Genomic DNA, 18,021 nt, shown 5'->3' with positions numbered 1-18,021 from the left:
GGTTACTCCTTTTCCTGCTGCTCCGGGCGCCAGGTTCTCACCGCCCAGATCAACAAACCGATAATGAAGAAGGCGCTTGGCGCCAGCAAAAACAGGCCATTCGGCAGGTACCAGCCACCGTTTTGCACGGTATCCAGTACCGTAATCCCAAACAGTTTTCCGCTGCCAATCAGCTCTCGCAGGAAGCCCACGGTCAGTAGAATCACCCCGTAACCGAGGCCGTTGCCAATGCCATCCATAAAGCTTGCCAGCGGCGGCATTTTCATGGCGTAGGCTTCAGCCCGGCCCATCACAATACAGTTGGTGATGATCAAGCCGACAAAAACCGACAGCTGTTTCGAGGTTTCATAGGCGAAGGCGCGTAACAGTTGATCCACCACGATCACCAGCGAGGCGATGATCGCCATCTGCACAATAATGCGTACGCTGTTGGGGATATGGTGGCGAATCATCGAGATAAACATGCTGGAGAACGCCGTCACCAGCGTCACCGCCAGAGTCATGACCACCGCCGTTTCCAGTTTTGTGGTCACCGCCAGCGCCGAGCAGACCCCCAGCACCTGCAGGGTGATAGGGTTATTGGCAATCAACGGCCCAATCAAAACCCGTTTGACTTCTTTCAGCTCGCCCGCGTCAGCCATGATTCAGCTCTCCTTCACGTACTTTTTTAAGAAAGGGCCCAAAACCCAGTTCGCCCATCCAGAAATCGAAACTGTGTTGTACGCCGTTCGAGGTGAGCGTGGCGCCAGAAAGGCCATCTACCGCGTACTCGTCGCCTTGCCGCGCAGCGCCTTTCATCACTTTCAGCGCCGGCTGCCCGTTATCGTCCAGCACTTTTTTGCCAATAAATTGCGCACGCCAGCCCGGGTTTTCGACTTCACCGCCCAGCCCCGGGGTTTCTCCCTGGTCGTACCAGGTGATGCCTTTAACGGTGCGACCATCGGTATCAAGGGCCACAAAGGCATACATCATTGACCACAGGCCGTTGCCATAGACCGGCAGAACCAGTTGCTGCACACGTTGTTGTTCATCGCGCACCAGGTAGATTTCAGCAACGTTGCTGCGACGCTTAATACCCGCCGGATCTTCGCTGGCCTCCAGTACCGTACTCATTTTGGGATCCTTTAGCGCCAGCCCCTGGTTATAGCTGTTTGGATCCTTGTCGAGTATCGCGCCGGTTTTTAGCTCCACCAGCTTCGGCGTGATCCGCTCGGCAAAGGTCTGTGCGACCTCTTCAGCGCTCATCTCACCCTGCATGAGTCCCGTTACCGCCAGGATATTGCGCTGTTTGTCCAGGGCTCGCTGCTCCTGCTGGCGCGACTTCAGCCCTACGGCAGAGCCCGCCACCACAATGGAGCACACCAGGCACAGCACCAGCACCACCATCAAGGTCTTGCCGATGCTATCGTTATTTTTGTTCTCAGCCACGCGCCTTCCTCCGTCTGATGTTGGCCTGCGCCACCAGGTAGTCGAACAGCGGCGCGAACAGGTTGGCAAACAGGATCGCCAGCATCATCCCTTCCGGATAAGCCGGGTTGACCACGCGGATCAACACGCACATGGCACCGATCAGGATGCCGTAGCACCACTTCCCTTTGTCGGTAAATGAAGCCGAGACCGGATCGGTTGCCATAAACATCATGCCGAAGGCAAAACCGCCCAGTACTAGGTGCCAGTACCATGGCATAGAGAACATCGGGTTGGTGTCGGAACCTATCAGGTTAAAGAGCGAGGCGATGGCAATCATGCCGATCATGACCCCGGCCACGATGCGCCAGGAGGCGACGCGACCAAACAGAATGATGGCACCGCCAATCAGGATCATCAGCGTTGATACCTCACCTATCGACCCCGGAATGGTGCCGATAAAGGCATCAAACCAACTAACGGGCTGGCCGGTGGCGTTATTGACCAGCGTCTCACCGCCGTGTGCCGCCCACTGCGAAAGCGGCGTTGCGCCCGAGAAGCCGTCAGCCGCCGTCCAGACCAGGTCGCCAGAAATTTGGGCCGGATAGGCAAAGAAGAGAAAAGCACGGCCGGCCAGGGCCGGATTGAGGAAGTTACGTCCGGTGCCGCCGAAGAGTTCTTTCGCCATCACCACGCCAAAACTGATGCCCATCGCCGCCTGCCACAAAGGAAGCGTGGGGGGCACAATCAGGGCAAACAGAATTGAGGTGACGAAGAATCCCTCGTTAATCTCGTGCTTACGCACGATGGCAAACAGCACTTCCCAGAAGCCACCGACCAGGAAAACCGTCATATAAACAGGCAGGAAGTAGACGGCCCCCAGGGTCATCATGCTTATCCAGCCAGCATCGGCAGCAAAGCTCACGCCGAGCATCTGCGCCACGCGGTAGTGCCAGTCGCCCTGAATAACCTGCTGGAGTTGCTGGGCGTCGTACAGATGGTGCAACGCCGGGATGGTTTGCAGGCCCACGTTGTACATGCCCCAGAACATCGCAGGGAAGACGGCAAACCAGACGAGGATCATCATCCTTTTGAGATCGATGGCATCGCGTACGTGCGCAGCCCCCTTCGTCACCTGACCCGGGGTGTAAAACACCGTTGTGGTCGCTTCAAACAGCGGGTAATACTTTTCCAGTTTGCCGCCATGCGTAAAGTGCGGCTCCAGTTTTTCAATGAGATGTTTCAGGCCCATCGGTTATCCTTCCTGCTCAATGCGGGTTATTACCTCGCGCAACACCGGTCCATATTCGTATTTTCCTGGGCAAACGTAGGTGCAGAGCGCCAGATCTTCTTCATCCAGCTCCAGGCAGCCCAGCGCCTGCGCGCCGTCGGTATCACCGGCCAGCAAATCGCGCAGGAGCAGAGTGGGCAAAATATCGAGCGGCATTACTCGCTCGTAGTTGCCGATGGGAACCATGGCACGTTCGCCACCATGGGTAGACGTCGAGAAATTAAACAGCTTTTTACGCAGGAAATGGCCGAGGGTGGTGCGGGTGACGGAATGCTTCTCCGCGCCCGGCATCACCCAACCGAAAAGCTCTTTTTCACGCCCTTCCAGCACGACGCTGACCTGCAGATGAAAACGCCCGAGGTATGCCTGCGCACCTGTGGCATGCCTGCCGCTCAGCACCGAACCGGAGATGTGACGGTTTTCCCCATCCAGGGTCTCCTGGGCCAGCAGTTCGTTAAGATCGGCACCCAGTTCGGTACGCACCAGTCGCGGCGTTTTCAGCTGTGGGCCGCCAAGCGCGATCACGCGTTCGCTGGAGAGCACCCCGGTGGTAAAGAGCTTACCGATGGCGATAACATCCTGATAATTGAGATGCCAGACCTGTTTTGTCAGGCTCACCGGCTCAAGGAAATGGATATGCGTACCCACCAGCCCGGCCGGATGCGGGCCAGCAAACGCATTAAAGGTCACTTGCCCCTGTGCATGACCGCCCAGCTTCCCGCCGCTGGCCTGGCAGACATGTACCCGCCCGTCGGTCAGACGCGTCAGTACCGTTAGCCCGGCATCAAAGTCCTGACGCTGGGCCAGAATAATCGGCTGCGGGTCAGCGCTCAGGGGATGGGTGTCGATAGCGGTCACGAAAATGGCTGCCGGGACCGTATCGGGAACCGGCGTTTTACTGTAAGGACGCGTGCGTAGCGCCGTCCAGAGACCAGAAGCCAACAGTTGCGCTTGCACTGCCGAACGACTGAGCGTTGGCAGCTCAGCGAGCGGGTAGTGGGCGAACTCACGCTGGCTGTCGCCCTCAATGCGAATCACCACCGATTGCAGAACGCGCCGCTCGCCGCGATGAATAGCCACCACGGTGCCGCTGGCCGGGGCGGTAAAGAGCACGCCCGGGTTCTTTTTATCTTCGAACAGCGCCTGTCCTTTTACAACGCTGTCCCCCTCCTGTACCAGCATGGCAGGCCGCATCCCCACGTAGTCATCCCCCAGAACAGCGACATGATGCGGGCGCGAGCCTGGAGAGATCTGCTGCACTGGAATGCCGGAGATCGGCAAATCAAGTCCTTTTTTGATTCTTATCATAGTGTTAGAAATACCCATAAACGACCTGACCGGCCAACAAGCCAGACGGGTCAATAATCGATACACAGGAAGAAAGGAAGGGTTGAGGCACCCGGATAAGCGGCGGAGTTGAGCCAACTCCTGAGAAAAGCATCCTTTCTAATCCTTCGGTCTTAAGGCTGCCGAAGTGTACCATTTCCCTGGTTCAGGCGGCAGGAATTGCGGCGTCCCGGGCACTAAAATGCGAGCTAATGCGCAAAGTTCTCACAGCCATCGCAGACGAGATGGGATATAACGTAAAACTATTTTGTAAACCCGCGCCCTGGATCTTGCGAAAAACTCCAGTGGTGCTAATGTGAGCGCTCCTAAATGCAGATAAATCTGATTTCGGGTCTCTTTTGCCGTCCTGGCAAGTTGGTTTAGTTTTATCAAGGAACATGTAGTATGCGCAAAATCGCATTGTTCATTGCGATGCTTCTGATTCCGTGCATGTCATTTGCCGGGCTGCTTAGCAGCGATAGCTCGACAACGCCGGTCAGCAAAGAGTATAAGCAGCAGTTGATGGGGTCCCCTGTCTATATCCAGATCTTTAAAGAGGAGCGGACGCTCGATCTTTACGTGAAGATGGGTGAGACGTATCAGCTGCTCGACAGCTACAAAATCTGTAACTATTCCGGCGGTCTTGGTCCGAAACAGCGTCAGGGCGATTTTAAGAGTCCGGAAGGGTTCTATACCGTGCAGCGCAGCCAACTCAAACCCGATAGCCGCTTCTATAAAGCGATCAATATCGGCTTCCCGAATCAGTACGATCGTGCGCATGGTTATGACGGCAAATACCTGATGATCCATGGTGCCTGCGTCTCAGTTGGCTGCTACGCCATGACCGACAGCGGAATTGATGAGATCTTCCAGTTTGTGACCGGCGCACTGGTGTTTGGCCAGCCTGGCGTTCAGGTGAGTATCTATCCGTTCCGCATGACCGATGCCAATATGCAGCGTCATAAATACTCTTATTACGCCGATTTCTGGAAACAGCTCAAACCGGGCTATGACTACTTCCAGCAAACGCGTAAGCCGCCGACCGTATCAGTCGTGGATGGCCGCTATGTGGTCAGCAAGCCGCTTAGCCACGAAGTGGTTCATCCACAGCTGGCGTCAAACTACGCGGTCCCCGAGGCAAAATAAGACCCACTCTCCTGGCATGATCTTTTGCCAGGACTCATTGCCCGTCAGCGGCTGAGTGGCGATCACCGTGACCACATCGTTGGGTGTGGTCTCGGTCTGAAAATCAATTTCCACATCCTGATCCAGCAGTTTTGCCACACCGAACGGCGCCCGACGGGTGATCCAGAAGAGGTTGGTAGAGCAAAACGCCATGACGTAACGCCCGTCCGACAGCAGCATATTAAATACCCCTTTCTCACGTAGCTCGGTGGCCAGCGAGGCGATGTATTTAAATACCGCGGTCATATTGCCTGGCGTGCGCGGGTAGCGCTCGGTCAGTTTGTGCAATAACCAGCAAAAAGCCTTTTCGCTGTCGGTTTCGCCCACCGGGCGGAAGTTGCCGGTTTCCAGCGATTTATAGCCCGACAGTTGCCCGTTATGCGCGTAAGTCCAGTTACGTCCCCAGAGCTCGCGGGTAAAGGGGTGGGTATTTTCCAGCGCCACTTCGCCGCGATTTGCCTGGCGAATATGGGCAATCACTGAGCAGGATTTTATCGGATAATCCTGCACCAGACGGGCTATAGGTGAGTTAAAGCTGGGTTGTGGATCCTTGAAGGTGCGACAGCCTTTGCCTTCATAGAAGGTAATACCCCAGCCGTCTTTATGCGGCCCGGTCCCTCCTCCGCGCTGCACCAGCCCGGTAAAACTAAAGCAGATATCGGTTGGCACATTGGCGCTCATCCCGAGCAGTTCGCACATACATGACCTCCACAACAGCGGGGACAATGATGCCCCCGGCGAAGATTTACTTAACCATCTCTTTTTCGATCAACTGAATCAGGATATGAATCACTTTAATGTGAATTTCCTGGATGCGGTCAGCATAGCCAAAGTGAGGAACGCGGATCTCGATGTCCGCAGTGCCGGCCATTTTGCCGCCATCTTTACCGGTCAGGGTGATGACTTTCATCCCTTTCGCCCGGGCCGCTTCAATCGCTTTGATGATGTTACCGGAGTTACCAGACGTGGAAATGCCCAACAGAACATCCCCTTCACGCCCCACCGCTTCAACATAGCGAGAGAAGACATAGTCGTAACCAAAGTCGTTGCTCACGCAGGAGATGTGGCTCACGTCGGAGATCGCAATCGCCGGGTAGCCCGGACGGTTTTCACGATAACGACCGGTCAGCTCTTCGGCGAAGTGCATGGCGTCACAATGTGAGCCACCGTTGCCGCAAGAGAGCACCTTACCGCCGTCTTTAAAGCTGTCGGCAAGCAGGACCGCCGCGCGCTGAATAGCGTGGATATTGGCTTCATCTTTCAGAAAGTTGGCCAGCGTTTCCGCCGCTTCGTTCAGTTCGTTACGAATAAGATCCTGGTACATGAGGATAATCCTTCAGTATTGATGAAATAACAGTGCGAGTGTAACGGATAGCGCGAAAAGCGAGAAGCTAAAGCCACACGATTCGTCGGCGGTTTTGATTTTTTGTGCCGGGTAAAACATGAACAATGTGAACCAGGTTGTAATTACTTTGTAAACACATTGCTAAAAGAAGTGACATCCACTACAACCATATCATCACAAGTGGTCAGACCTCCTACAAGCAAGGGAGCTTTTCTTTATGATGATTTTGAGTCTTATCGCAACCGTTGTTCTGATCGGTGCGCTCTTTTATCACCGCGTCAATTTGCTGCTGAGCAGTCTGATTTTACTGGCCTGGACCGCAGCGCTGGGGTTAGCTGGCCTGTGGAATATCTGGGTGGTACTGCCGCTGGCCATCATCCTGTTGCCGTTCAATTTACCGTCGATGCGTAAGTCGATGATCTCTGCCCCGGTATTCCGCGGTTTCCGTAAAGTGATGCCGCCGATGTCCCGTACAGAGAAAGAGGCAATCGACGCCGGCACCACCTGGTGGGAAGGTGACCTCTTCCAGGGCAAGCCGGACTGGAAAAAACTGCACAACTATCCTCAGCCGCGTCTGACCGCAGAAGAGCAGGCCTTTATCGATGGCCCGGTAGAAGAAGCGTGCCGCATGGCAAACGACTTTGCTATCACCCATGAGATGGCCGATTTACCGCCTGAGCTGTGGGCATATCTAAAAGAACATCGCTTCTTCGCGATGATCATCAAAAAAGAGTACGGCGGCCTGGAGTTCTCGGCTTACGCACAAGCCCGCGTGCTGCAAAAGCTGGCCGGGGTTTCGGGCATCCTGGCGATCACCGTCGGGGTACCTAACTCATTAGGCCCGGGTGAGCTGCTGCAACATTACGGTACGGAAGAGCAGAAAAATCACTATCTGCCGCGACTGGCCCGTGGCCAGGAGATCCCTTGCTTCGCATTGACCAGTCCGGAAGCGGGCTCCGATGCGGGCGCCATTCCGGATACCGGCGTGGTCTGCATGGGTGAGTGGCAGGGTGAGCAGGTGCTAGGTATGCGCCTGACCTGGAACAAGCGCTACATCACGCTGGCACCTATCGCCACCGTGCTGGGGCTGGCCTTTAAACTCTCTGACCCGGACAAACTGCTGGGCGGTGATGAAGAGCTGGGCATTACCTGTGCGCTGATCCCGACCTCCACGCCTGGCGTTGAAATTGGCCGCCGCCACTTCCCGCTGAACGTGCCGTTCCAGAACGGGCCGACGCGCGGGCAGGATATCTTTGTCCCGATTGATTACATTATTGGCGGTCCGAAAATGGCCGGCCAGGGCTGGCGTATGCTGGTGGAGTGTCTGTCGGTCGGGCGTGGTATTACCCTGCCGTCGAACTCTACCGGTGGCCTGAAATCGGTGGCGATGGGGATTGGTGCTTATGCGCATATCCGTCGTCAGTTCAAAATTGCCATCGGCAAGATGGAAGGGATCGAAGAGCCTCTGGCGCGTATCGCAGGCAATGCCTACGTGATGGACGCCGCGGCATCATTAATTACCTACGGTATCATGCTCGGCGAAAAACCGGCGGTGCTGTCGGCGATTGTGAAGTATCACTGTACCCACCGTGCGCAGCAGTCGATTATTGATGCGATGGATATCGCAGGCGGTAAAGGCATTATGCTCGGCGAAGGCAACTTCCTGGCGCGAGGCTATCAGGGTGCGCCTATTGCCATCACCGTAGAAGGGGCAAACATTCTGACCCGTAGCATGATGATCTTCGGCCAGGGGGCGATTCGTTGCCATCCTTATGTGCTGGAAGAGATGGCGGCGGCGCAGAACAACGATCTCGACGCGTTCGATAAGCTCTTCTTTAAACATATTGGTCACGTGGGAAGCAACGAAATGCGTAGCTTCTGGCTGGGTCTGACGCGCGGTCTCACCAGTGCCACCCCAACCGGCGATGCCACTAAACGTTACTACCAGCACCTTAACCGCCTGAGTGCTAACCTGGCGCTGCTCTCGGACGTCTCCATGGCCGTGCTGGGCGGAAGCCTGAAGCGTCGTGAACGCATCTCAGCCCGTCTGGGCGATGTGCTGAGCCAGATCTTCCTCGCCTCGGCGGTACTGAAACGCTACGACGATGAAGGCCGTCATGAAGCGGATCTGCCGCTGGTGCACTGGGGCGTACAGGATGCGCTTTATCAGGCAGAACAGGCCATTGATGATCTGCTGGCGAACTTCCCGAACCGCTTTGTGGCCGGTGCCCTGCGCGTGGTGATCTTCCCGACCGGACGTCATTACCTGGCGCCGAGCGATAAGCTGGATCATAAAGTGGCGAAGATCCTGCAAATACCGAGCGCAACCCGCTCCCGTATCGGCCGCGGTCAGTATCTGGCCCCGACGGAGCATAACCCGGTCGGTCTGCTGGAACAGGCGCTGCTGGATGTCATGGCGGCCGACCCGATTCACCAGAAAATCTGTAAACAGCTGGGCAAAAACCTGCCGTTTACCCGTCTGGATGAACTGGCTCAGCAGGCGATGGCGGGTGGGATCATCACCCCGGATGAAGCGGCTGTGCTGGTGAAAGCAGAAGAGAGTCGTCTGCGCAGTATCAACGTTGATGATTTCGATGCTGAAGAGCTGGCGACCCAGCCGGTAAAGCTGCCGGAGAAGGTCCGCAAGCCTGAAGCGGCATAAGCCAAATCGGACCGACAAACCCCGCCCCGTGCGGGGTTTTTTATTGCCCCCATTTCGCCGGGCCTCGTGCTACAGTGTTTTGATGCGGTCCTGTGAGGAGTCTTAACTGTGCCTGGTTTGAAAATTACGCTGTTACAACAACCCTTAGTCTGGATGGATGGCCCTGCCAACCTGCGTCATTTTGATCGTCAGCTGGAGGCGATTTCCGGTCGCGATATCATTGTGTTGCCGGAGATGTTTACCACCGGCTTTGCCATGGAAGCCGCGACAAAATCGCTGGCACAGGAAGAGGTCGTGGCCTGGATGCAGGCAAAGGCACAGCAAGCCAACGCGTTGATCGCGGGCAGCGCTGCCCTGCAAACTGAACGTGGCCCGGTGAACCGCTTCCTGCTGGTGGAGCCTGAAGGTAAGGTGCATTTCTACGACAAGCGCCACCTCTTCAGAATGGCCGATGAGCATCAGCATTACGAGGCGGGTAACGTGCGCGTGGTGTTTGAGTGGCGCGGCTGGCGTATTCTGCCGCTGGTCTGTTACGACCTGCGCTTCCCGGTCTGGTCACGTAACCGCGACGATTATGACCTTGCGCTGTATGTTGCCAACTGGCCCGCTCCGCGCTCGCTGCACTGGCAGGCTCTGCTGACCGCGCGGGCCATTGAAAACCAGGCCTGGGTCGCGGGATGTAACCGGGTAGGCACCGACGGCAATGGTCACCATTATCGTGGTGATAGCCGGGTGGTGAGCCCGCAAGGCGAGATCATTGCCACTGCCGAGCCACATCAGGCGACGCGCATTGACGCTGAGCTCTCACTGACGGCGTTAAAGGAGTATCGGGAGAAGTTCCCTGCCTGGCAGGATGCGGATCCGTTTCGTATTGAGTGAGTTCCCCTCACCCTGACCCTCTCACCAAAGGGGGGAGGGAATCGTGCAATGCCGTTCCCTCCCCCTAAGGACAGTCACTAACTCACTAACTCACTAACGCCTGCCCATCTTTGCGGCTCTCCGTCGCGGCAACATAGTGCCCCTCCGGCAAGCGATAGATCACCTGTGCGCCGCCAAAGTTGTACTCTTGCAGCGGATCCTCCACCACAATCTGATGCCCACGCGCACGCAGCGCGGCGATGGTATTGCGATCGAAGGTGGATTCGACGATCACCTCCCTGCCCTGCACTACGCGCCAGCGCGGCGCATCGATCGCGGCCTGCGGGTTCTGGCCGTGCAGCATAATTCGCAGCGCCATCTGCATATGCCCTTGCGCCTGCATTGGCCCGCCCATCACGCCAAAGGACATCAGCGGTTTGCCGTTGCCGTCCATCGCAAAGCCAGGAATGATGGTGTGGAACGGACGCTTGCTGCCCGCCAGCGTGTTCGGGTGTTTAGGATCCAGCACAAAGCCGCAACCGCGGTTTTGCAGGCTGATACCGGTATCTGGCACTACTACGCCTGAGCCAAAGCCCATAAAGTTAGACTGGATGAACGAGACCATCATTCCGCTGGCGTCGGCCGTAGAAAGATAGACCGTGCCGCTCTGAGTCGGTGAACCGTAGACAAAGTCAGAGGCGTTATCCGGGTCGATTAGCGCGGCGCGTGATTTCAGATAATGGTCGCTCAGCAGCTCTTTGGCGGCAAATTCCATATGCGCTTCATCGGCCACATAGCGGTCAAGATCCGCCAGCGCCAGCTTCATGGCCTCGATGGAGAGGTGCAGCGACTGCACGGAGTCCGGGTGATGCTTCTCAATGCCGCACTGCTCCAGAATGCCCAGCGCGATCAGCGTCGCAATGCCCTGGCCGTTAGGCGGTAACTCCTGAACGGAACCGCTGGCAAAATCACGTGACAGCAGCTCCACCCAATCCACGCGATGGTTGGCAAGATCGTCTTTCGTCAGGTGTGCGCCATGCTCGGTTGCAAAGGCGGCAATTTTCTCTGCCAGCTCGCCCCGGTAAAAGGCCTCGCCATTGGTTTTGGCAATCAGCTCCAGCGACTCCGCCTGCGCCGGATTGCGGAAGATCTCGCCCACCCGCGGCGCGCGGCCTTCCGGCGCGAAGCAGGCGCTAAAGCCGGGCTGATCTTTTAGTTTGTTGTAACCGCGCTGCCAGAGATGGCCAATCAGCGGCGATACCGGGAAGCCATTCCGCGCATATTCAATGGCAGGCTGTGCCAGCGTGGTGAGGGGAAGCGTGCCGAAACGCTCTGCCAGAGCCACCCAGCCGGAGACCGCGCCAGGCACGGTTACTGCATCCCAGCCCAGCTCGGGCATGGCGGTTTTCCCGGCAAAGAGATCCGCATGCCAGCTGGCCGGCGAGCGCCCGGAGGCGTTCAGACCATGCAGCTTTTCGCCATCCCAGATTATGGCGAAGGCATCGCTGCCGATGCCGCAACCCGTTGGCTCCACCACGGTCAGCGCCATGGCGGTGGCGACCGCGGCATCGACCGCATTACCACCCAGTTGCAGCATACGCATACCTGCCTGCGCCGCCAGCGGCTGTGACGTAGCCACCGCGTTATGTCCCATCATGGGCGGACGGCGAGAATCGTAACCGGTCGTAAAATCAAGCGCTTTGGTCATCATGACTCCTTAGTCGTGGCGCGGGTCGAGCGCATCGCGCAGGCCGTCACCGAGTAAATTAAAGCCCTGCACCGCCAGGAATATGGCGATACCGGGAAAAACAGACATCCAGGGCGCCTGTTCAAGAAAACCTTTTGCCGTGTTCAGCATCGAGCCCCAGGAGGGGTTTGGCGGCTGTTGGCCCAACCCCAAAAACGAAAGGCTGGCTTCGGCAATAATCGCTGAAGCAATCGCCAGCGTGGCCTGCACCAGAATCGGTGACATCACGTTTGGCAGCACGTATTTGATGATGATCCAACGGTCCGGCAGGCCGATTGCCCGCGCGCCGTCGATGTACTCTTCGTTGCGAATAGCGATCACCTGGCCACGCGTCAGGCGAGCAAAAATCGGCATCGCCGAAAGACCGATGGCGATCATGGCGTTGGTCAGGCTCGGGCCTAAAAACGCCCCCAGCGCGATAGCCATGATCAGGAACGGGCAGGCCAGCAGCGCCTCGATAAAACGGGAGATGACGCCATCCCAGATCCCCTGGAAGTAGCCCGCCACCAGCCCCAGCGGGACGCCGATAACCACCGCAATCACCACCGAGACACAGCCCGCCATCAGCGAGGTACGCGCGCCCCAGATGATGCGTGACAGAATGTCGCGCCCCAGTTCGTCGGAGCCAAACCAGAACAGCTCCGACGGCGGCTTACGGACCGCGAGGAAGTTCGCTTTCACCGGTTCGAACGGGGCAATCCAGGGTGCCAGCAGCGCAATCAGGACAAAGATCCCGACAACCACTGCCCCTATCACCGCACTCTTGTTGGCGAGAAATTTTTTCAGCACCCGGTTCTGCGCGCGGGGGGTGACGGCCGCAACGGATTGAGTAGTCAGTTCCGCCATAATTAACCTCGCATTTTCGGGTTGATGAGCACGTAGAGGACGTCCGCCAGCAGGTTCAGCATCAGGAAGCCGATAGCCACAATTAGCACCACGCCCTGCACTACCGCGTAGTCGCGGTTAAAGACAGAATCGACGATCATTTTGCCGAAGCCTGGAATAGTGAAGACCTGTTCGGTCAGGACCGCCCCGCCCAGCAACTCGCCAAACAACAGCGTGGTAAGGGTGATCACCGGCACCAGCGCGTTGCGGAATGCGTGCTTGAGGATCACCGCGTTGGGCAGCAGCCCTTTGGCCCGCGCGGTACGGATATAATCTGCCTTCAATACCGCGATCATCGAGGCTCGGGTATGGCGCATGAGCGTCGCCGCCAGACCGGTACCCAGCACCGACGCAGGCAGCAGCAGCGTGCGCAGGTTCTGCAGGGGATCTTCGCTAAACGGCACATAGCCTGAGGCGGGAAGCCACTGCAGATTGACCGAGAAGACCAGAATCAGCAGGATCCCCAGCCAGAAGTGCGGTATCGAGATCCCGGAGATCGCCACGAAGTTAGCCCCATGATCCACCCAGCTATTTTTATTCACCGCGGCAAGGATCCCCATGCTGATGCCAAACACCAGCGCGATGATCATCGCCAGCAGCGACAGCTCCAGAGTTACCGGCAACTTGCTGGCAATCAGCGTGGTAACCGGTTCATGGGTACGTAAGGAGACACCGAGGTCGCCCTGCAGCGCGCGGGTCAGCCAGTCGTAATACTGCACCGGTAGCGGTGCGTCGAGGTTTAACTCCGCGCGCAGTTGTGCGATGACCGCCGGGTCACGCTCCTCTCCCGCCATCGCAATCAGCGGGTCGCCGGGCAGCAACTTTTGCAGCCCGAAGACCATCATGCTCACAAGCAGCAAAGTCGGGATGGCCAGCAGCAGGCGTTTGCAAATCAGTTCCAGCATGGTTTCTCCTCACGCCCTCAGTTATTTGGCCAGCGACAGGCCCGCCAGACGCACGATACCGTCCGGATAGGGCTTGAACCCCTGCACGTTCTTATTCAGACCGAAAATACGCGGTTCGAAATAGAGGTAGGCGATAGGCATATCGGTTTGCAGCTGCTTCACGACGTTGTTGTAGAGCGGCTGGCGTACTGCCGGGTCGTTGCTCAGACGTGCCTGCGCGAGCCACTCGTCTACCTGCGCGTTGCTGTAGCGCCCATCGTTGAGGTTGCCCTTGCTGTTGATGAAGCCATAAATGCTGCCATCGGGATCAGGGCGGCCTGACCAGCCGGAGAAGCTCAGCTGATAATCGCCGCTCTGCTGGCGATCCAGTAACGTGGCAAACTCGGTCATTTGCAGATTGAGGTTAAAGCCCGCTTCCGCCACCATCGCCTGCAATACCTGGCCTACCTGCTGCGAGGTGGGGTTATTCGGCACCAGCAGATTGACGTTCAGCGGCGTGGTCACACCCGCCGCTTTCAGCAGCGCTTTGGCTTTTTCAACGTCGCGCGGCGGCACCGGCACCTTCACATGGTAAGGACTGACCGGCGAGAAAGCCTGGTTTGCTGGCGTATAGAGTCCCTCGAACACCACCTGGTTCAGCGCATCGCGGTCAATCGCCTGTGAGAAGGCTTCACGCACGCGAGCATCCTGGAACGGATCGTTTTTCGACACCTTGCCGTTATTGATATTAAAGGTGATGCCCTGGTAGCCGAGGCCAGTGACCTTCGCCAGCGCCAGTTTGCTGTCGGCCTCAACGGTTTTGACATCGCTTGCGGCGACGCCTTCCGTGAGATCCAGATCGCCCGCACGCAGGTTCGCCAGACGCACCGACGCATCCGGGATCGGCAGATAAATGAGTTTGTCGAAGTGGTAAGCCTCTTTGTTCCAGTAATTATCGAAACGGCTCAGCACGATGCGATCCTGCGAGACGCGGCTGTCAAATTTATAGGGGCCAGAGCAGACCGGATGCGCGGCGAAGTCGGGTTTTTCGGCGGCTTGCGGCGCCATCATTGCGCCGGCACGGTCGGTAAGCTGCATCAGCAGCGCCGCGTCCGGGGTCTTCAGGTGGATAGCAATCTGGGTTGGGCTTTTCACTTCCACCGATTCGATGGAGGAGATTTCGCTTTTACGCAGAGAACCTTTCAGCGTGAGGGCGCGATCGAGGTTATATTTCGCCGCAGCCGCATCAAACTTTTCGCCATCGTGGAAGGTGACCCCCTCGCGCAGATTCATGGTCAGGGTTTTACCGTCTTCGCTCCATGTCCAGTCTTTTGCCAGCCCTGGCACCACTTTCAGGTGATCGTCCACGTCCACCAGCCTGTCGCACAGCGAGGCAAAGATAAAGCGGCCATAATAGGTGCGCGCCAGGTGAGGATCGAGCATATCGGGATCGGCACCGAGGCCGATGCGCAGCACGGTTTCAGACTGCGCAGGCAGCGCCGCGCCCAGCAACATAACACTTCCCAGTACGGTCAAAAGAGAATTTCGCATTGTCATTATCATGAGTTCCTGGCTGGAAGAGAGGAGTGGGTTGCCGCGTGTTCGAACAGCGCGCGGCGTCGCAAAAAGGCTGCCGATGGCGGTGCTATCTGGATAACACTGCGATCGCGGTTGATCTCCTGCCAGCGATGGCAGGCCACCTGACGTCCACCTTCCAGAACCTGATCGATCGGCTCTACCTGGCGGCATTCATCCGTGACGTAAGGACAGCGAGTGTGGAAACGACACCCGCTGGGGGGATCCGCCGGATTCGGCAAATCGCCCTGTAGCAAGGGGGTATCGCGCTGGGCACCCGGCTGCATCTGCGGAGCAGAGGCAATCAACGCCTGGGTATAGGGATGCAGCGGCGCGTCAAAAATTTCATCTACCGTCGCCAGCTCGACGATCTGCCCGAGGTACATGACGGCTACGCGGTCGCTCATGTGGCGGATCACCGCCAGGCCGTGCGCCACGATGACCATGGTCAGACCCAGCTGATGTTTTAGACTTTCCAGCAGGTTGACCACCTGCGCCTGAACCGAGACATCCAGCGCCGAGACAGGCTCATCCCCCAGCAGCAGCTTTGGCCCCGAAGCCAGTGCGCGTGCGATCCCGATACGTTGACGCTGCCCACCGGAAAATTCGTGGGGATAGCGCTCCGCCCAGGCGGCCGGTAATCCAACGGTTTTTAATAGCTCCACCACCCGGTGTTGACGATCGGCTTTTTTCATATCCTGATGCAGCCACAGCGGCTCACCGACGATCTGCTCCACCGTCATGCGCGGGTTTAGCGAGGCAAAGGGATCCTGAAAGATAATTTGCAACTCACGACGCAGCTGGTTCAGACGGGAACCCGAAGCATGGGTGATCTCCTCGCCCTGATAAAAAACGCGCCCTTCACTCGCCGCCAGCAGACGTAGCAATAGACGGCCCAGGGTCGATTTACCCGAGCCCGACTCGCCGACTATCGCCAGCGTTTCGCCAGGCATAACCGAGAGCGAGACCCGATCCACCGCGGTGACAAAGCGCTGTGGGGCAAAGAGCTTTTTCGGCCCGGGGAAGAGTTTGCTCAGATCGCGAGCTTCCAGAATGGGTGTGGTCATGCAATTTCTCCCAGGGCGATGTGCTGCTCAAGCGGTACGCGGAAACAGGCAACCTGATGGCCCGCGCCCAGCGTACTGAGCTGCGGTTTTTCGTTATGGCAGCGAGTCTGCGCAAACGGACAGCGCGTGGCGAAACGACAGCCCGCAGGCATGGATTGGGGCAAAGGTACCGCACCAGGAATGGTCGAGAGCTGGCCTTTGCGGGCCCCCATCGAAGGGATAGAGCCCATCAGTCCGATGGTATACGGGTGTTGCGGGTCGGCAAAAATCGCCTCAACGCTCCCCTGCTCGACCACCTGCCCGGCATACATCACGGCCACCTGCTGCGCGACCTCCGCCACCACGCCAAGATCGTGGGTGATCATCAGCACGGCGGTGCCGGTCTCGTCTTTAAGGGTGTTTAGCAGCGTCAGGATCTGGGCCTGAATAGTCACGTCCAGCGCGGTCGTCGGTTCATCGGCAATCAGCAGACGCGGATGGTTGATCAACGCCATCGCAATCATCACGCGCTGGCGCATGCCACCCGAGAGCTGATGCGGATACGATTTCAGGCGCATTTCTGCCGCCGGGATCTGCACCTTTTCCAGAATCTGTCGTGCAGCGGCCATCGCTTCAGGCTTAGAAACCTTCTGATGGCGCATGACCGCCTCGCTAAGCTGATCGCCCAGGGTAAAGGCCGGGTTGAGCGAGGTCATCGGCTCCTGGAAGATCATTGCCATTTCGCTGCCGCGCAGGTCGGCGTATTCACGCGCCGAGAGTTGGCGCAGATCATGGCGTCGAAACTGCATCTCACCGCTAACAATTTGCGCGCTTGAGGGGAGCAGCCCCATTAGCGCCAGCGACGTAATGCTCTTTCCGCAGCCTGATTCACCCACCAGCGCCAGGGTTTCCCCCGCTTTAACGCTGAGTGAAATACCGTCCAGCACGCTGACCGGCGAGCCAGCGAACTTGACGTTGAGATTATGCAGACGCAGAACTGGCGCGGTCTCCTTAAAAGGGATTGTCGTCATAGCAGGGGAGCATCCTCAAGGTTGATCGCCTGGATCAGGGCGGTTTGCAGACTCAGCAGATGCTCGCGCATAGCGGCAGCAGCTTCGTTGGGCTGGCGATGAATGATCGCCGTGATGATTTTGTGGTGATGGTCGTTATAAACGTCGACGCGCTCCGGCGTACGCGCCATTTCACGCAGATGCTGCCAGGCAGGATCACGTCTGACGGCATCGATGGCGTCAAAGAGGCCAAGCATCAGGCGATTACCTGCGGCTTCGGCGATGGCGCGATGAAAGGCGCTGTCCCACAGTTCATTCAGATCGCGGTCGTCCGGGCTGACCCTGTCGATACGTTCAAGCATGCGCTGCATCAGCGCGAGGTTTTCCCTGGTGGCACGCAGTGCCGCAAGACGGGCTAAGCCGGGTTCGAGCTGCAGACGGGCTTCCATGACCTCCAGCAAATTGGTCTGCTGAACCAGCCCCTGCAAGGCTAAGGGTTCAACGGGTGCAGCGGGGCCAATAAACGTGCCCTTGCCCTGCTTGCGCCAGATACGCCCTTCCTCTTCCAGCACATCCAGCGCACGGCGAACTTCCCGTCGCCCTACGCCGAGTTTTTCCGACAGCTCACGTTCTGTGGGCAGCGGAATGCCTGGTGTTGACTCATGCTGGTTGATAAGCCCGCGCAGTTGCTCAAGCGCGGTACTGGAATTTGCCAGAAATCCGGACGTTTTTTCCATATTGGTTCGCCTGCTTTCATCATTACTTTATTTTTATTAACAATAAGTTATTGATATAGATTT

The 18,021-nt window shown here is 57.6% G+C and carries 16 protein-coding genes; 3 read left to right on the top strand and 13 right to left on the bottom strand.

From position 1 onward, the window contains the following. Positions 1 to 2 precede the first annotated feature (2 nt). Genes JZ655_RS04000 through JZ655_RS03985 form a run of 4 tightly spaced genes read right to left on the bottom strand, consistent with a single transcriptional unit; the run spans position 3 to position 4,006 of the window. Positions 3 to 641 (bottom strand): NADH:ubiquinone reductase (Na(+)-transporting) subunit D, encoded by a 639-nt coding sequence (locus tag JZ655_RS04000; protein ID WP_032616678.1) that lies wholly within the window; start codon positions 639 to 641, stop codon positions 3 to 5. Next, entirely contained in the window at positions 634 to 1,428 is a 795-nt protein-coding gene (locus tag JZ655_RS03995) for a Na(+)-translocating NADH-quinone reductase subunit C (protein ID WP_046886709.1), read from the bottom strand. The genes JZ655_RS04000 and JZ655_RS03995 overlap by 8 nt, the downstream gene beginning before the upstream one ends. Beyond that, positions 1,421 to 2,659 carry an NADH:ubiquinone reductase (Na(+)-transporting) subunit B gene (locus tag JZ655_RS03990; protein ID WP_046886708.1) on the bottom strand — a complete coding sequence of 413 codons (1,239 nt, stop codon included), beginning with the start codon at positions 2,657 to 2,659 and terminating at the stop codon, positions 1,421 to 1,423. Before JZ655_RS03990 ends, JZ655_RS03995 begins: the two co-directional genes overlap by 8 nt. Before the next feature lie 3 nt (positions 2,660 to 2,662). Then, positions 2,663 to 4,006 carry a Na(+)-translocating NADH-quinone reductase subunit A gene (locus JZ655_RS03985; protein ID WP_207293048.1) on the bottom strand — a complete coding sequence of 448 codons (1,344 nt, stop codon included), beginning with the start codon at positions 4,004 to 4,006 and terminating at the stop codon, positions 2,663 to 2,665. Between the two features lie 423 nt (positions 4,007 to 4,429). Between JZ655_RS03985 and dpaA the strand changes: the two genes are divergently transcribed. Further along, positions 4,430 to 5,170, top strand: a complete 741-nt coding sequence (dpaA, locus tag JZ655_RS03980; RefSeq protein WP_207293047.1) for a peptidoglycan meso-diaminopimelic acid protein amidase — start codon at positions 4,430 to 4,432, stop codon at positions 5,168 to 5,170. On the opposite strand, the gene JZ655_RS03975 is transcribed toward dpaA, so the two are convergent. After that, positions 5,141 to 5,908 (bottom strand): class II glutamine amidotransferase, encoded by a 768-nt coding sequence (locus tag JZ655_RS03975; protein WP_040077037.1) that lies wholly within the window; start codon positions 5,906 to 5,908, stop codon positions 5,141 to 5,143. The two genes, dpaA and JZ655_RS03975, sit on opposite strands and share 30 nt — an antisense overlap. Before the next feature lie 46 nt (positions 5,909 to 5,954). Then, positions 5,955 to 6,533 (bottom strand): D-sedoheptulose 7-phosphate isomerase, encoded by a 579-nt coding sequence (gene lpcA / locus JZ655_RS03970; protein WP_040077038.1) that lies wholly within the window; start codon positions 6,531 to 6,533, stop codon positions 5,955 to 5,957. Between the two features lie 238 nt (positions 6,534 to 6,771). Between lpcA and fadE the strand changes: the two genes are divergently transcribed. After that, entirely contained in the window at positions 6,772 to 9,216 is a 2,445-nt protein-coding gene (gene fadE, locus JZ655_RS03965; protein ID WP_040077039.1) for an acyl-CoA dehydrogenase FadE, read from the top strand. A gap of 108 nt (positions 9,217 to 9,324) precedes the next feature. Continuing rightward, entirely contained in the window at positions 9,325 to 10,095 is a 771-nt protein-coding gene (locus JZ655_RS03960; protein ID WP_207293046.1) for an amidohydrolase, read from the top strand. Positions 10,096 to 10,180: 85 nt separating this feature from the next. Here the strand turns inward: JZ655_RS03960 and JZ655_RS03955 are convergent, their stop codons facing one another. Genes JZ655_RS03955 through JZ655_RS03925 form a run of 7 tightly spaced genes read right to left on the bottom strand, consistent with a single transcriptional unit; the run spans position 10,181 to position 17,958 of the window. Further along, the gene (locus JZ655_RS03955; RefSeq protein WP_207293809.1) at positions 10,181 to 11,782 is read right to left on the bottom strand and encodes a gamma-glutamyltransferase family protein; all 1,602 of its coding nucleotides are present in this window, start codon (positions 11,780 to 11,782) and stop codon (positions 10,181 to 10,183) included. Between the two features lie 9 nt (positions 11,783 to 11,791). Continuing rightward, entirely contained in the window at positions 11,792 to 12,667 is an 876-nt protein-coding gene (locus JZ655_RS03950) for an ABC transporter permease (protein ID WP_207293045.1), read from the bottom strand. 2 nt (positions 12,668 to 12,669) lie between these two features. Continuing rightward, positions 12,670 to 13,611: an ABC transporter permease gene (locus tag JZ655_RS03945; protein WP_040077043.1), complete on the bottom strand. Its 942-nt coding sequence runs from the start codon at positions 13,609 to 13,611 to the stop codon at positions 12,670 to 12,672. 21 nt (positions 13,612 to 13,632) lie between these two features. Further along, the gene (locus JZ655_RS03940) at positions 13,633 to 15,147 is read right to left on the bottom strand and encodes an ABC transporter substrate-binding protein (RefSeq protein WP_207293044.1); all 1,515 of its coding nucleotides are present in this window, start codon (positions 15,145 to 15,147) and stop codon (positions 13,633 to 13,635) included. A gap of 2 nt (positions 15,148 to 15,149) precedes the next feature. Beyond that, entirely contained in the window at positions 15,150 to 16,232 is a 1,083-nt protein-coding gene (locus JZ655_RS03935) for an ABC transporter ATP-binding protein (RefSeq protein WP_046886703.1), read from the bottom strand. Beyond that, positions 16,229 to 17,242 carry an ABC transporter ATP-binding protein gene (locus tag JZ655_RS03930; protein ID WP_207293043.1) on the bottom strand — a complete coding sequence of 338 codons (1,014 nt, stop codon included), beginning with the start codon at positions 17,240 to 17,242 and terminating at the stop codon, positions 16,229 to 16,231. Before JZ655_RS03930 ends, JZ655_RS03935 begins: the two co-directional genes overlap by 4 nt. Continuing rightward, positions 17,239 to 17,958 (bottom strand): FadR/GntR family transcriptional regulator, encoded by a 720-nt coding sequence (locus JZ655_RS03925; RefSeq protein ID WP_207293042.1) that lies wholly within the window; start codon positions 17,956 to 17,958, stop codon positions 17,239 to 17,241. Before JZ655_RS03925 ends, JZ655_RS03930 begins: the two co-directional genes overlap by 4 nt. Between the last annotated feature and the right edge of the window lie 63 nt (positions 17,959 to 18,021).

It is taken from the genome of Leclercia pneumoniae (assembly GCF_017348915.1).
In the GTDB taxonomy this organism is placed as follows: Bacteria; Pseudomonadota; Gammaproteobacteria; order Enterobacterales; family Enterobacteriaceae; genus Enterobacter; species Enterobacter pneumoniae.
Note: the sequence above shows the minus strand (reverse complement) of the source record. Positions and strands in the feature narration are given on the sequence as shown.